Annotated in this window: 13 protein-coding genes; 6 read left to right on the top strand and 7 right to left on the bottom strand. The window is 60.9% G+C overall.

The window, feature by feature from the left end; translation table 11 throughout:
- The first annotated feature begins 26 nt into the window (after nt 1–26).
- From AD662_RS25005 to AD662_RS24995, 3 genes are all read left to right on the top strand, one after another.
- Nucleotides 27–1676 carry an acyl-CoA dehydrogenase family protein gene (locus tag AD662_RS25005; RefSeq protein WP_053189911.1) on the top strand — a complete coding sequence of 550 codons (1650 nt, stop codon included), beginning with the start codon at nt 27–29 and terminating at the stop codon, nt 1674–1676.
- 477 nt (nt 1677–2153) lie between these two features.
- On the top strand, nt 2154–3653 hold the full coding sequence (amn, locus tag AD662_RS25000) for an AMP nucleosidase (protein ID WP_161796662.1): 1500 nt from the start codon (nt 2154–2156) through the stop codon (nt 3651–3653).
- A 150-nt stretch (nt 3654–3803) separates the two neighbouring features.
- Nucleotides 3804–4370, top strand: coding sequence for a pseudouridine synthase (locus AD662_RS24995; protein WP_161798368.1), 567 nt, complete (start codon nt 3804–3806; stop codon nt 4368–4370).
- On the opposite strand, the gene AD662_RS24990 is transcribed toward AD662_RS24995, so the two are convergent.
- Together AD662_RS24990 and AD662_RS24985 are read right to left on the bottom strand one after the other, a co-directional pair.
- Nucleotides 4365–4574 (bottom strand): DUF2788 domain-containing protein, encoded by a 210-nt coding sequence (locus AD662_RS24990; RefSeq protein WP_007937369.1) that lies wholly within the window; start codon nt 4572–4574, stop codon nt 4365–4367. The two genes, AD662_RS24995 and AD662_RS24990, sit on opposite strands and share 6 nt — an antisense overlap.
- A 247-nt stretch (nt 4575–4821) precedes the next feature.
- Entirely contained in the window at nt 4822–5301 is a 480-nt protein-coding gene (locus AD662_RS24985) for an Lrp/AsnC family transcriptional regulator (RefSeq protein WP_003185723.1), read from the bottom strand.
- A 414-nt stretch (nt 5302–5715) separates the two neighbouring features.
- Between AD662_RS24985 and AD662_RS24980 the strand changes: the two genes are divergently transcribed.
- A complete protein-coding gene (locus tag AD662_RS24980; protein ID WP_018609913.1) occupies nt 5716–6723 on the top strand; it encodes a DUF6515 family protein in 1008 nt (335 codons plus the stop codon).
- 228 nt (nt 6724–6951) lie between these two features.
- Here the strand turns inward: AD662_RS24980 and AD662_RS24975 are convergent, their stop codons facing one another.
- Entirely contained in the window at nt 6952–7845 is an 894-nt protein-coding gene (locus tag AD662_RS24975) for a cation diffusion facilitator family transporter (RefSeq protein ID WP_053182069.1), read from the bottom strand.
- 28 nt (nt 7846–7873) lie between these two features.
- Nucleotides 7874–8293: a hypothetical protein gene (locus tag AD662_RS24970; protein ID WP_053182066.1), complete on the bottom strand. Its 420-nt coding sequence runs from the start codon at nt 8291–8293 to the stop codon at nt 7874–7876.
- 95 nt (nt 8294–8388) lie between these two features.
- Between AD662_RS24970 and hrpB the strand changes: the two genes are divergently transcribed.
- Nucleotides 8389–10905, top strand: coding sequence for an ATP-dependent helicase HrpB (gene hrpB, locus AD662_RS24965; protein ID WP_053189910.1), 2517 nt, complete (start codon nt 8389–8391; stop codon nt 10903–10905).
- Nucleotides 10906–11002: 97 nt separating this feature from the next.
- Here hrpB and AD662_RS24960 read toward each other — a convergent pair whose 3' ends face one another.
- Both AD662_RS24960 and AD662_RS24955 read right to left on the bottom strand, forming a co-directional pair.
- Complete coding sequence (locus AD662_RS24960) at nt 11003–11470, bottom strand: GNAT family N-acetyltransferase (RefSeq protein ID WP_053182061.1); 468 nt, start codon at nt 11468–11470, stop codon at nt 11003–11005.
- Between the two features lie 270 nt (nt 11471–11740).
- A complete protein-coding gene (locus AD662_RS24955; RefSeq protein WP_053189909.1) occupies nt 11741–12364 on the bottom strand; it encodes a glutathione S-transferase family protein in 624 nt (207 codons plus the stop codon).
- A 415-nt stretch (nt 12365–12779) separates the two neighbouring features.
- On the opposite strand from AD662_RS24955, the gene AD662_RS24950 reads away from it, so the two are divergent.
- Nucleotides 12780–13559: a PhzF family phenazine biosynthesis protein gene (locus AD662_RS24950; RefSeq protein WP_053189908.1), complete on the top strand. Its 780-nt coding sequence runs from the start codon at nt 12780–12782 to the stop codon at nt 13557–13559.
- A gap of 95 nt (nt 13560–13654) precedes the next feature.
- On the opposite strand, the gene AD662_RS24945 is transcribed toward AD662_RS24950, so the two are convergent.
- Nucleotides 13655–14368: an autoinducer binding domain-containing protein gene (locus AD662_RS24945; RefSeq protein WP_018604917.1), complete on the bottom strand. Its 714-nt coding sequence runs from the start codon at nt 14366–14368 to the stop codon at nt 13655–13657.
- Nucleotides 14369–14449: the final 81 nt, after the last annotated feature.

The following is a 14449-nucleotide window of genomic DNA, read 5'->3' as shown; positions in this document are numbered from 1 at the left end:
TCCCTGGCCGATCGAGGAGCCCTGTGATGAACCTGCACCAGTTCGCTGAAACCCACGACGTCACCAACCAACCGCCGTCCCTGGATGGCGCCAACCTGTACCGCATCGACCTGCCGCTGCAGCAGTGGTCGCAGCGCTTTGGGGCGGGCTGGGCACAGGCGCGGATCGATGCGTATGGGGCGCTGGCCGGCGGGCCGTTGATGGACGCGGGCTTCCTGGCCAACCAGAACAAACCGGTGTTCTCCAGCCATGACCGTTACGGCCATCGCATCGACCTGGTGGAGTTCCATCCGGCTTATCACCAGTTGATGCGCACCGCCGTCGAGCACGGCCTGCCCAGTTTGCCCTGGGCGCATCCGCAACCCGGCGCGCATGTCGCCCGTGCCTCGATGACCTATTTGCACAGCCAGGCCGAAGCCGGCACCGGCTGCCCGCTGACCATGACCTTCGCCAGCGTACCGGCGCTGCGCTTGCAGCCGGACCTGGCCGAGCATTGGCTGCCCAAGGTGCTGGCCACCGAATACGACCCGCGCAACGTCGGCATGGCCCACAAGGCCGGGGTGACCCTGGGCATGGCAATGACCGAAAAACAGGGCGGCACCGATGTGCGGGGCAACACCACCAAGGCCTATCCGGTGGGCGCCAGCGGCCCGGGCCAGGCCTATGAACTGGTGGGCCACAAATGGTTCTGTTCGGCGCCGATGTGCGATGCCTTCCTCACTTTGGCCCAGACCGACAAAGGCCTGACCTGTTTCCTGCTGCCGCGCCATCGCCCCGACGACACCCGCAATCAGTTCTACATCCAGCGGCTGAAGAACAAGCTGGGCAACTGTTCCAACGCCTCCAGTGAAGTCGAGTTCCGTGGCGCACTGGCCTGGATGGTCGGTGAAGAAGGGCGGGGGGTACCGACGATCATCGAGATGGTCGCCATGACCCGTTTCGATTGCATGGTCGGCTCCAGCGCCCTGATGCGCCAGGCGCTGACCCAGGCCAGTCATCACTGCGCGCACCGCAAGGTCGGTGGCAAGCTGTTGAGTGAACAGCCGCTGATGCAAAACGTCCTGGCTGACCTGGCGCTGGAAAGTGAGTCCGCATTGGCCTTGAGCCTGCGCATGGGCCGGGCGCTGGATCACTTGAATGACGAGCATGAGGCCAAGTTCGCCCGGCTGGTGACGGCGGTGGGCAAGTACTGGATCTGCAAGCGCGCCCCCGCGATGATCAACGAAGCCGCCGAATGCATGGGCGGTGCCGGCTACGTCGAAGACAGCATCCTGCCGCGGCTGTACCGCGAAGCGCCGGTCAACTCGACGTGGGAAGGCTCCGGCAACGTGCAATGCCTGGATGTGCTGCGCGCCTTGTCCAAGGAGCCCGGCGTGCTGGAGGTCTTGTTCAGCGAATTGGGCGACGGCCACGGCGACAAGCGCCTGGCCGGCCACATCCACCAATTGCACGCCGCGTTCAAGGACACCGACGACATCCAGTACCGCGCCCGGCAATTGACCGAAGACATCGCCGTCGGCCTGCAAGCCAAGCTGTTGCTCGAGGCGGGCAACAGCGATGTCAGCGATGCCTTCATTGCCAGTCGCCTGGGTTCGGCCGGCCGGGTGTACGGTGCCTTGCCTCGGGGCTTGAATGTCGAGGCGATCGTGACGCGCTCCACCCCGCACGGCTTTTAAGAGGGTTCAGGTCGGCGCATAACCCTGTGGGAGCGGGCTTGCTCGCGAAAGCTTCACCACATTCAGCATCTTTGTTGTCTGACACACCGCTTTCGCGAGCAAGCCCGCTCCCACAGTGGGCCTGAGTCGTACGCAACATCTAAGTACGCCATCGAACCCTGTGGGAGCGAGCTTGCTCGCGATGGCGTCGGTCCATCCAGCATCTGTGTTGTTTGATACACCGCTATCGCGAGCAGGCTCGCTCCCACAGTGGACCTGAGTCGTACGCAACATCTAAGTACGCCATCGAACCCTGTGGGAGCGAGCCTGCTCGCGAAGACGTCGGCACATCCAGCATCTGTGTTGTTTGATACACCGCTATCGCGAGCAGGCTCGCTCCCACAGGGGAACTGTGGTGGCAATTCTGGGGCTACTGAGATCAAGGGTGGGATCGAGTCCACTACGCCACTGTTCCCGTCGGGCGGCGATGCAGGCAAGATGAAGGCCTGCAAGTCAGAACACAGGAAGCTGATCGTGACCGAAGCGTTTATTGTCGTTCAAACCGCCGAACAAGCCGTGGATCGTCTGGCGGCCCTGCACGAGCGTGCGACCACCGCGCTGAACCAGGCGCTGATGCGTTATCTCAAGGACCGCGTCGAGCCGGATGCCGAGCAACGTGCGTTGTTTCGCTATCCGGCCTTGCGCCTGACCTATCACTGCCACGGCGAAGTCCCGCAAACCACGCGAGCCTATGCCAAGGTCCAGTTGCCCGGCACCTATAGCGTCACCGTCACCCATCCCGCCGCCTTCCGTAAATACCTGCTGGAACAGCTGGTCCCGCTGATGCACGACTTTACCGTCACCGTGGAAGTGGGCGTCAGCGAGCAGAACATTCCGTACCCGTACGTGGTGGAGCAGGGCGACGAACTGGCCGGCTCCGGCGTGACCGCCGCCGTGCTGGCACGGGTTTTCCCCAGCACCGACCTGTCGGCCGCCACCGATGGCATCGCCGACGGCCTCTATGATTGGGAAAACACCGACCCGCTGCCCTTGGCGCTGTTCGACGCCGCGCGGGTGGATTTTTCCTTGCGCCGGCTGGTGCATTACACCGGCAGCGACTGGCGCCATGTGCAGCCGTGGATCCTGCTGACCAACTACCACCGCTATGTCGACCAGTTCATCGTCCACGGTCTGGAGCAACTGCGCAGCGACCCGCGTTTTGTGCGCATGGTCCTGCCGGGCAACGTGATCATCGACAAGAACATGGAGCACAGCGAAGCGTCGGCCATCGCCGCCGGCGTGGTCTGGCACCGCTACCAGATGCCGGCCTATCACCTGCAGACCAATGATGGCCATGGCGTGACCCTGGTGAACATCGGTGTCGGCCCGTCCAACGCCAAGAACATCACTGACCACCTGGCCGTGCTGCGCCCGCATTGCTGGCTGATGATCGGCCACTGCGGCGGGCTGCGGCAGTCCCAGACCATTGGCGACTACGTGCTGGCCCACGCCTACATGCGCCGCGATGGCATTCTCGACCGGGTGGTGCCGCCGAACATTCCGATTCCGGCCCTGGCCGAAGTGCAGATGGCGCTTCAACAGGCCGCGGCGAACATCACTGGTGAAAAGGGCGATGAGCTGAAAAAACGCCTGCGCACCGGCACCGTGTTGACTTACGACGATCGCAACTGGGAGCTGCGCTGGGCCCAGGAGCGCCCGCTGATCAATCTGTCCCGCGCGGTGGCGGTGGACATGGAAAGCGGCACCATCGCCGCCCAGGGTTATCGCCTGCGGGTGCCTTACGGCACCTTGCTCTGCGTCTCGGACAAACCGCTGCACAGCGAGATCAAGCTGCCGGGCTCGGCCAACGCGTTCTATGAGCGCGCGGTCAACCAGCACCTGAAGATCGGCATCGAGGCGTTGGACCTGTTGCGCACCGAACTCAACTCGTTGCATTCGCGCAAGCTGCGCAGCTTCGACGAGCCGCCGTTCCGCTGATGCCCTGTTGAAGGGGATGGTGGTTATTTAACGGTCGGGCCACTAGCATGGTCGGCCCGACCGTTAAATGTTGTATTCGCCATGCCCCGTCCTCCACGCCCTGCTTCCCGTCGCCCTGGCGCGAAGCTTCCAGCCTCCGCCCCGCGCCGTGTGGCCAAGGCCCCGCCGGCCGAGTCGAAGCTGATTCTGTTCAACAAACCGTTCGATGTGCTGACGCAATTCAGTGACGGTGAGGGGCGGGCGACGCTCAAGGATTTTATCGACGTACCGGGCATCTACCCGGCCGGACGGCTGGATCGCGACAGCGAAGGCTTGCTGTTGCTGACCAACGATGGGCAGTTGCAGGCGCGTATTGCCGACCCCAAGCACAAGCTGGCCAAGACCTATTGGGTGCAGGTGGAGGGCGAGCCGAGCGCTGAACAGTTGCAGCGTTTGCGCGACGGCGTGGAGTTGAACGATGGCATGACGTTGCCCGCCGAAGCGCGCCAATTGGAAGAACCGCAGTTGTGGCCGCGCAACCCGCCGGTGCGTTTTCGTAAAAGCGTGCCCACGAGCTGGCTGGAATTGGTGATACGCGAAGGGCGCAACCGCCAGGTGCGACGCATGACCGCCGCCGTGGGTTTGCCGACCTTGCGCCTGGTGCGGGTCAGGATCGGCGACTGGACGATCGAGGGGCTCGATCAGGGCCAGTGGAAAGAAGTGCCGGCGCGTTTATAACGTCCCGGATTCGATCAGGCCGATCACCACGCTCTTGATAACGAACGCCGCCACGCCGAGGCCCAGCACGAAAAACAGGATGAACGAGCCGAAACGCCCGGCCTTGGACTTCTTCGCCAGGTCCCAGACGATGAAACCCATGAAAATGATCAGGATGCTGACCAGGCCGGTCATCATCCACTCTTCGAAAACAGCAGGATCCATCAGGACACTCCGGCGTGGGCGGGGTTGAAAAGGCGCGGCGAGTATAAGGCATGGGGGGCGGGCACGGGATTGGCCTGCGGCGGTGTGTCGCAGCTATTCATCGCCTCAAGTTCACTGTTGATCGTTCCCACGCTCTGCGTGGGAATGCAGCCCGGGACGCTCTGCGTCCCCTCCAAGAGCCGAACGCAGAGCGTCCGGAGAGGCGTTCCCACGCAGAGCGTGGGAACGATCAATGCCACAAAAGCGGTCAGCTGCGCAGATGAGTCAACGGCAGTTCGGTGCTGTTAAGCACCTGGTTCAGCACAAAACTCGAACGCACGCTGGTAACGCCATCAATACGAGTCAGGTGCCCCAGCAGCAGTTTCTGGTAATGGTCCATGTCCGGCACCACGACCTTGAGCTGGTAGTCCGCGTCCATGCCGGTGACCAGGCTGCACTCCAGCACTTGCGGCAGGTTGCGGATGGCAGCTTCGAAGTTCTCGAAACGCTCGGGGGTGTGGCGGTCCATGCCGATCAGCACGTAGGCCGTCAGGCTCAGGCCCAGCAGCTTGCGGTCGAGCAGGGCGACCTGGCGGGTGATGTAGCCATCATCTTCCAACTGCTTGACCCGTCGCGAGCAGGGGGAGGGCGACAGGCCGATGCGTTCGGCCAGTTCCTGGTTGGAGATGCGCGCGTCGCGCTGCAATTCCGCCAGAATACTCAGGTCGTAACGGTCAAGTTTGCTCATCGGTCGGGCCTTTATCTTGATAATTGCGGCAGATTATCTATCTAGGGTTAAAAATTGCGCAAGTGATGTTTATTTCCGCAATCTTCGCAATCATCTGTCGGCACCCAAGGCCTATGCTTACCACCAAGATCACTGCTCGGACAAACAGTCCAGTGCAGCCCGCCCAATCAGGCCGGCTGCGGCCGCAGTACCCACCGGTACTGGCAGGCCCCCGAGCTGCACACTGTCCAGAAGACGGCGTGAGGTGAGCCGACGTCATAAGCGTCGAGCACGGACGAAATTTTCAAGGGGAGGCCGACGGGTCTCCCCTTTTTAATGCCTGCGAAATAAACCCCGTGGCTGATAACCTATCGCAGAACCGGCCTGGGCTTTTCCAGTCTTATCATCAGGCCCTGAACCGTTGTGAGGAATTTCATGAAGTCGCGCATCTGGCGTTTGGCAGGTGTTGGTCTGCTGTGGGCAAGTGTCAGTGCGCAGGGAATGGCCGACGATCAGCAAAACCGTGGCGGTCCGGACGGCGGTCGCGGGCAGGACGGGCGCGGCGGCAACGGCCAGGGTTATTCGGGCCAGCCGCGGCCGCAGAGCAACGAAATCATTCGCGGCGACAACAGTCGTCAGTTCGAGGTCAAGCCGCAGAATCCAGGCGCACAGCATTACGATCGTCCTGCGCAGGACCCTAACGCCCACGGTCGCCCGCCGCAGCCACAACCCGGTAACAACCTGCCGATCCAGGGCCGGCCCGACAGCGTGACCCAGACTCGGGAACCGCAACCGGGGTATTACCGCGACATTCCTCGTCGCAGCGATGGTTATCCGAGCGGCGGGCCACGCCCAAGTCATGACAACCGTCCCGAACAGCATTGGCCTGGTCGGCCGGACGGCCATGGCAACGGCTGGGGCCCGGGGCCGCAATACCGCCCGGGTTACGTGATCGACCGTTTCCCGGATCGCAACTACCGCGTGCCCTATCGCGGCCAGGATTACTTCTATTCGGGTGGCTACTGGTATCGCCCGCAAGGGCCGCGTTATGTCGTGGTCGCGCCGCCGCGGGGCATCCGTACCCGTTACCTGCCCGATTACGCCAGGGAAGTGTGGATCGGCAGTTCACTGTTCTTTCTCGCCGCCGGCGCCTATTACATCTACGAAGCCAATACTCAGAATTACGTTGTGGTCGAGCCGCCCGTGGCCAACCCGCAACCTCAACCCCAGGGCAACAGCTTTGACGTAGTGGCCTATCCGGCCAACGGCCAGTCGCCTGAGCAGGTCAATCAGGATGGCTACGACTGCTATCGCTGGGCCGTGCAGCAGAGCGGTTTCGACCCGCGCAACTACACCTACCCTCCGGCACCGGAAGTGGTACAGACCTATCGCCAGGCCCAGGGCAGTTGCTTGAGCAGTCGTGGGTATCAAGTGACGTACTGAGGCTGGGTAAAGATCGTGCGGACGCTGCTTTTTGTGGCGAGGGGATTTAGCGAAACGTCGCACCGCCCCGCTGGACTCTGTAGGAGCTGGCGAAGCCTGCGATCTTTTGATCTTGCTCTTTCGCTTTCGCTTTCGCTTTCGATTCAATAGCCAGGGACAAGATCGCAGCCTCGTTGCACTCGACAGCTCCTACAGGGCCCAGCGGGGAGCAAGCTCCCTCGCCACAGGTTATGTGCTGGCGCGCTGCACCACTTCCGACGGATCGGCATGCACCAGCACTTCGGCCTTCGGATAGGCATGATGGATCGCATCGGCAGCCTGGTCGCTGATGCCGTGGGCCACTGACAGGGTCAATTCCCCCGGCAACTCCAGGTGCAGTTGCACGAACCAGTGGTTGCCGGAGATCCGCGTACGCAGGTCATGGGCGCCGAGCACGCCGGGCACGGCGCAGGCCAGTTCCAGCATGTGCTGGCTGACGTCGGGCGGCAGTTCCTGGTCCATCAGCACCGCAAAGCTTTCCCGGGCGATCTGGACGGCGCTCCACAGAATGTAAATGGCGATCCCCAGGCCGAACCAGGCGTCGAGCTGATACCAGCCGAATCCGGCCAGCACCAGCGCCACCAGGATGCTGCCGTTGAGCAACAAGTCGGAGCGATAGTGCAGCGAGTCGGCGCGCACGGCGTTGGAGCCGGTGGCGCGGATGACCCGATGCTGCAACGCCAGCAGCGCCAGGGTCAGCCCGAGGGAAAACACGATCACGCCGACGCTGAGCCAAGGCGCGTCCACCGGCACCGGGTTTTTCAGCCGCTCGAAAGCCTGCAAGGCAATCAATACCGCACTGCCGCCGATAAACAGCGCCTGGGCCATGCCGGCCAGGGATTCGGCCTTGCCATGACCGTAGCGATGGTCATCGTCGGCGGGGCGCAGGGCGTAATGCACCGCCAGCAGATTGAGCAGCGAGGTGACGCCGTCCAGTGCCGAGTCGGTCAGGCCGGCAAGCATGCTCACCGAGCCGCTCAGCCACCAGGCCAGGGCCTTGGCGACGACCAGGACAAGCGCCACGGCCACCGACGCTCGGGTGGCCAGGCGCAGCAGACGGGCGTGTTCGGTGCTGGTGGTCATGGCGCGGTCGTTCCTTCAATAGCGCTTGTCATGCGGCGGGTTTGAGACCCAGGGCAGCCAGTTGTTGCGCGCTGCCCTTGTGCTGGATCAGCCGAGGATCGTCCAGCGGGAAGCTGCGGCCCAGTTCGCGTTCCAGGATCGCCTGCAGCTTTTGGTTATTGACCGTGCCGTCGGGGTTGATGGCCGGCTTGAGTTTCTCTGGCTCGATCTGGACACTCTTGCCCGGCTCGAAGTAAATGGCACCAGTGGCAAAGTCCACGGCGAACGCGATCAGGCCGGGGATGATGTAGAACAGCAGGCCGACGGCATCGAGCGCGGCAATCGCCGGGTCGATCTTGCCATCGATCTGGCCGCGACGGTCCGGGTAGAAGATCGAACCACAGGCGCTGATTTGAGTCAGCAGGGCGGCGACCAGGACGCCACCGATCACGCGAAAGGGAATACGCATAGCAATCTCCTGAACAGGTAGAGGCGTTGCTGGTTGGAGTCCAGACCACGCTAAACAGTTCGCCGTTATACTCGGCCCTCTGTTTTGGAGCCAGCATGATTTCTTTGCCGATTGATGAAGTTTTACCCGCCCTGCGTCAAGCCTTGGCATCGCGCCACGAAGCCGTGCTCGAAGCGCCGCCCGGTGCTGGTAAAACCACCCGTGTTCCCCTGGCCTTGCTGAACGAGCCCTGGCTGGCCGGGCAGACCATCCTGATGCTCGAACCCCGGCGCCTGGCGGCACGGGCGGCGGCCGAGCGACTGGCCAGCGAGCTGGGGGAAAAGGTCGGTGAAACCGTCGGCTACCGGATTCGCCTCGACAGCAAAGTCGGGCCCAAGACCCGCATTGAAGTGGTCACCGAAGGCATCCTCACCCGTCGCTTGCAGGACGATCCGGCGCTGGAAGGCGTGGGGCTGCTGATTTTCGATGAATTCCATGAACGCAGTCTCGACGCCGACCTGGCGTTGGCCTTGAGCCTCAACGGTCGGGAGCTGTTTCGCGAAGACCAGTCGCTGAAGATCCTGCTGATGTCCGCCACCCTGGAAGGCGAGCGCCTGGCCGGGTTGCTGGACAACGCGCCGATCCTGCGCAGCGAAGGCCGCATGTTCCCGGTGACGGTGCGCTGGGGCCGGCCGTTCCAGCCCGGCGAGTTCATCGAGCCGCGGCTGGTGCAGACCGTGCTCGAAGCACTGCACGATGAAACCGGCAGCGTCTTGGTGTTCTTGCCCGGGCAGGCGGAGATCCGCCGGGTTCATCAGCAATTGGCCGAGGCCTTGGGCGAGGGCGGCAATGTGCTGCTCTGTCCGCTGCATGGTGAACTGGACCTCGCCGCCCAGCGCGCCGCCATCGACCCCGCGTCGCCCGGCCAGCGCAAAGTGGTGCTGGCCACCAACATCGCCGAAACCAGCCTGACCATCAACGGCGTACGAGTGGTGATCGACGCCGGGCTGGCCCGGGTGCCGCGTTTCGACCCGGGCAGCGGCATGACCCGTCTCGACACCCAGCGCATTTCCCGGGCCAGCGCCACCCAGAGGGCCGGTCGAGCCGGGCGCCTGGAGCCGGGGGTCTGCTATCGATTGTGGTCCGAAGACCAGCATGAACAATTGGCCGCGTACGGCAGCGCGGAGATTCTGTCGGCGGACCTGGCCGGGTTGGCCCTGCAATTGGGGCGCTGGGGCGTGACGCCGCAGCAATTGGTCTGGCTCGACATTCCGCCCACAGCCGCATATGCCCAGGCCCAGGACCTGCTGCAACGCCTGGGCGCGTTGGAGGGCGAGCAACTGACCCGCCACGGGCAGGCCATGGCTGAACTGCCGGCCCACCCGCGTATCGCTCATCTGCTGTTGCGCGGCCAGGCGTTGGGGTTGGCGGACATGGCCTGCAACGTCGCCGCACTGTTGGGCGAGCGCGATATTCTGCGTGGCGCCGGCGCGGATCTGCACAGTCGCCTGGCCTTGCTGTCCGGCGAAGAACGAGCCGCGCGCGGCGCCCAGGGCGGGGTGCAGCGGGCGCGGCAACTGGCCCGGCAATATCGCGGCTACCTGCGGGGCAAGGCCGAAGAAGCCGTGGCCGACCCCGATCATCCGCGCTGGCTCGGCGCGTTGCTGGCCTTGGCTTACCCGGACCGCGTTGCCCAGCAGCGCCGGCCTGGCGGTGCGGAATATCGCCTGGCGAATGGGCGTGCGGCGCTGTTTGCCGAGGCTGACAGCCTGATGAAACAAGCGTGGCTGGTGATCGCCGACCTGGGCAGCCGCCAGGGCCAGCGGGAAGAGCGGATCTACCTGGCGACGGATTTCGACCCGGCGCTGTTCGATTCGGTATTGGCCGAACAAGTACGCGTTGTGGATCAACTGGATTGGGACGAGCGTGAAGGCGTGCTGCGCGCCGAGCGCCAGCGCAAGGTTGGCGAACTGGTGCTCAGCCGCGAACCGCTGACCGGCCTGGATGAGTCGGCCCGTAGCCAGGCCCTGGTGAACCTGGTGCGGCGCAAGGGCTTGGAGTTATTGCCCTGGACCCCGGAACTGCGGCAATGGCAGGCGCGGGTGGCGCTGCTGCGGCGCCTGGACCTGGACGCCAAGGGCGAGAGCGAATGGCCGGACGTCAGCGATAGTGCATTGCTGGGCAGCCTCGAGCATTGGTTGATGCCGTATCTGGGCCGCGTCTCGCGCCTCAGCCACTTTGCCCACCTGGATTTGTCGAGCATCGTCCACAACCTGTTGCCCTGGCCCCTGCCGCAACGCTTGGATGAACTGGCGCCGCACCATTTGAGCGTGCCTTCGGGGTCGTCGATCCGCCTGGACTACAGTGAGCATCCGCCGATCCTGGCTGTGCGCCTGCAGGAACTCTTCGGCCTGGCTGACACCCCGCGCATCGCTGGCGGGCGGCAGGTGGTCAAGTTGCACCTGCTGTCACCGGCGCGCCGACCGGTGCAGGTCACCCAGGACCTGGCGAACTTCTGGCGCAGCACCTATGCCGAGGTGAAGAAGGACCTCAAGGGGCGCTATCCCAAACATTACTGGCCGGACGACCCGCTGGTGGCGGAGGCGACGGCGCGGGTGAAGCCGCGTAAATGAGCTGAGGAAATTCAGGATATGAAATACAAACTCTGTGGGAGCCGAGCTTGCTCGCGATAGCGGTGTGTAGATGAACGCTTTCCCAGGAGGCGTTCATCTACACACCGTCTTTCTCAAGAAACTTGCTGTAGCTTAAAAACATCTCGTCGCGTATCCAACCTGCAGACTCATAGAGTGCCTGGGCGGATTGATTGGTCTTGGCAGTGCGCAAGTCCATACGGACTGCCCCCTGTTGCCTGGCATATTCTTCGGCGGCCATAAGCAGCTTTTTGCCTATACCCTGTTGGCGTACGTTCGAATCAACGAAAAGATCATACAAAGTGAAGATGCGCGCCGTGAAAACCGAGCAAAAGGTTGGGTAGAGCTGGCAGAACCCCACAATCTCTTTGGCGGCGTTCTTTGCAACGAACACCAGGGACTCACTTTTTTCAGTCCGTGCCCTGATATAGGCGGTCGCCCGCTGTAGGTCGGCATCCATCCTGTAGAACTGCCGATACGCATCAAACAGTACACCCACTGCTTCAACATCTTTCTGTTCAGCCAGGCGAATCTGGATGTCGCTCATGGATCACTCCTTGAAAGGGGTGTTCAGTGTGAGGCGGACTCAGAGCAATACCACCAAGACAGTCAGAGCGTACTGCTCGTGTAGGCCAGGCGTTATCCCAAACTGGCACGTTCTAGATTGCGACACAGGTCCACTGTGGGAGCAAGCTCCCACAGTTATTCTGCGGCGAGTCGTACTAAGGCGTTGCCGGCAACAAGAACCGCGCCAACGCCGGCAACTGGCCGCAACGCCTGGCGGGCAAACGTTCGACGCGGGGCTGAACCGTGGGCTTCACGGCGTACCGTTTCGGCCATGCAGGCGGTAGCCGGAACGTTGGCTCAAGCGTTCGTAATAGGCACTGACCGCGGGGAAGTCCGGATGAGTCAGTGGGGTTTCAAACCAGCGGTTCACTGAAAGGCCTATCGGGATGTCTGCCAGCGAAAACTCGCTGCCGCTGACGTACGCGCCCGTTGTGTCGAGTTGTCGATCCAGGATCGCCATGTGCCTGGACCATTGACGGCATCCTGCGGCCAGCGCGTCATGGTCTTGATGGGCGGCGCATTGCCTGACCAGCGACATAAAGGCATAACCCCAGGACTTGTTGAGGTCGGTGGCTTGCCAGTCGATCCATTGATCCGCCCGGGCTCTGGCTTTTGCGTCTGCTGGATAAAGGTGCAGGGCGTTGTTCCGGTTCGCCAGGTACCTGATGATCGTGTTGGACTCCCACAGCACGAAGCCGTCGTCCTCAACCACCGGAACCATCGCATTGGGATTCAGTGCCGTGAATTCAGGTGTGTTCGTTTCCCTGAAACCAGAGCCCCAGTCCTTCCGTTCGAAAGGGATTTGCAACTCTGCGCAGGTCCAGAGCACTTTGCGGACATTGATCGATGAGGCTTTGCCCAGTATTTGTAGCATTCCATCTCCTTATAGTTGGTGGGGCACGAACTCCACACCTGTCGACGTTGACCCCACCGGGGTGAGACGTTAAACGAGAGCGGTCATTCAACTCAAGGTCTGTTTAAAACGATTGCCTGCGACTCGCTGGGAGGCTATTTTGTTTGATAATTGTAGGGCGTTTCTGTAGTTAAGCTAAGTCAAGCGCAAAAGTAATTCTGGGGAAGTGCCGGTCTATTTTTTTTATTCATGTTTGAATTGAGTGACAGGATGAAAATTCCTGCCCGAAAGGGCAGGTGTACAGCGATAGGTAATTGGTTTTAAATTTAGTGTCATATAGTTGTTAGTGTTTATTGATTGTGAGTGCAGTGGTCTCGCTGTTGTTAATGCTTGTTATTTATATTGTCAGCGTCAGGTCATAATAGGAGTCTGATTAATGCAGGTCGCTATCTTTCAAGTTGATGCTTTTGCCTCTCAGCCATTCGCGGGTAATCCTGCGGCTGTTTGTCCGTTGGATTATTGGTTGCCAGACGAGCAGTTGCATGCGATTGCCGCTGAAAACAATCTGTCAGAAACAGCCTACTTTGTTAAGCAAGGCGATATCTATGAGCTGAGGTGGTTTACGCCGCTGGTCGAAGTTGAGCTGTGCGGGCATGCGACGTTGGCGGCCGCTTGGGTAATCTTGAATAAGTTAGGCGTAAACGCAGATATTTTAAGGTTTTCGACGCGCAGCGGGGAGCTGCGGGTCCGTCGCTCCGGTACCGGGCTGACGTTGGATTTTCCAGCGAAAATCCCTGAGCGCTGCACACCGCCGTCCGAGTTGTTACCCGCACTGGGTTTGACCTCGGCAGAAGTCTTTGCAACAGACGACTTCATCGTCGTAGTGCCTGATGAGACGATTATCGAAAAGTTGACACCGGACTTCGCTCGCCTGAAGGGGTTGCCACTGCGGGGTGTGGTGGTGACCGCGCAAGGCAAGGATTTCGATTTTGTCTCTCGATGGTTTGGCCCAAATGTCGGGGTGAACGAAGACCCGGTGACAGGCTCGGCGCATACCTCATTGACGCCTTTCTGGTCGGGTGTATTGGACAAGCAAGTGCTGACGGCGCAACAAGGTGGGCTCCGAAAGGGGCAGCTGCGCTGTGAGATGGCCGGTGACCGAGTGCTGATAACCGGGGAGTCGGTGTTGTATATGGTTGGGGAAATCACCCTTTAGTGCTTGCGCAACACCCTTCGCTTGAGAAATACCTGAGCGTATTTCTCAAGCGATCAGCTTCGATTCTCCGCCGTTGATTCAGCTATAGCGCTCAATCAATGGAGCATGCCCAGGGCATAGGCTTTCATGGAAGCTTCTACTTTGTTAGTGGAGTGCAGTTTGCGCATGGCGTTGACGAGATGAAATTTCACGGTTCTTTCGTCAATGGACAAGATCAATCCCGTTTCGGAGTAGGTCTTGCCCGTTGCCGACCATTTCAAGGTTTCTACTTCCCGGGCGGTGAGGGACGCGCCAATTTCAGGGATGTAGCTGGGGGCAATAAAGTTGAGCATGGTGGAATGTGCGATATGGGCTATCCAGATCAGCTTTGCTTCTTTCTCGTTGAGTTCCGATGATGTAACCGGGCTGGCGGATCTGATCAGGGAAAACAGTCCAATCGTGTCGTGTTTTCCTCGGGACGGCGTACACCAGCCATGGACAAGTTTATAATGTTTGGCGTCTTCCCAGAAATGAAGATGCTCCTTGAATGTATCGGCAGACCAACACAGTGGCTGGTTTTCTGTTAACCCATGCTTTACAGTTTGGTCGATGCTGAAGTAGTTATTGTCTTTATAGGTGTTCTCCCAAGAGGGGGAGTAATTGGATGATAGATGAAATTGCGGACTGGAGATGGGCAATGGAAAGCGAATGCCGAGGGAGTATTGATCGAATTCAAAAGAGCGAGTGACAAATTCAAGCAGCGTAAGCAATTCTTCCTTGGATGTTACATTCATGAACAGAGATAGGTAATGCTCGCGCCAATCAGACATGTGTACTTACCAATGTTGAAGGGTGTAAGGGATGTGCCTGGGTCCAAAGTGTTGGGTTGTTGATGTTGTGATGTGCAAGGA

Source organism: Pseudomonas kilonensis (genome assembly GCF_001269885.1).
In the GTDB taxonomy this organism is placed as follows: Bacteria; Pseudomonadota; Gammaproteobacteria; order Pseudomonadales; family Pseudomonadaceae; genus Aquipseudomonas; species Aquipseudomonas kilonensis.
Note: the sequence above shows the minus strand (reverse complement) of the source record. Positions and strands in the feature narration are given on the sequence as shown.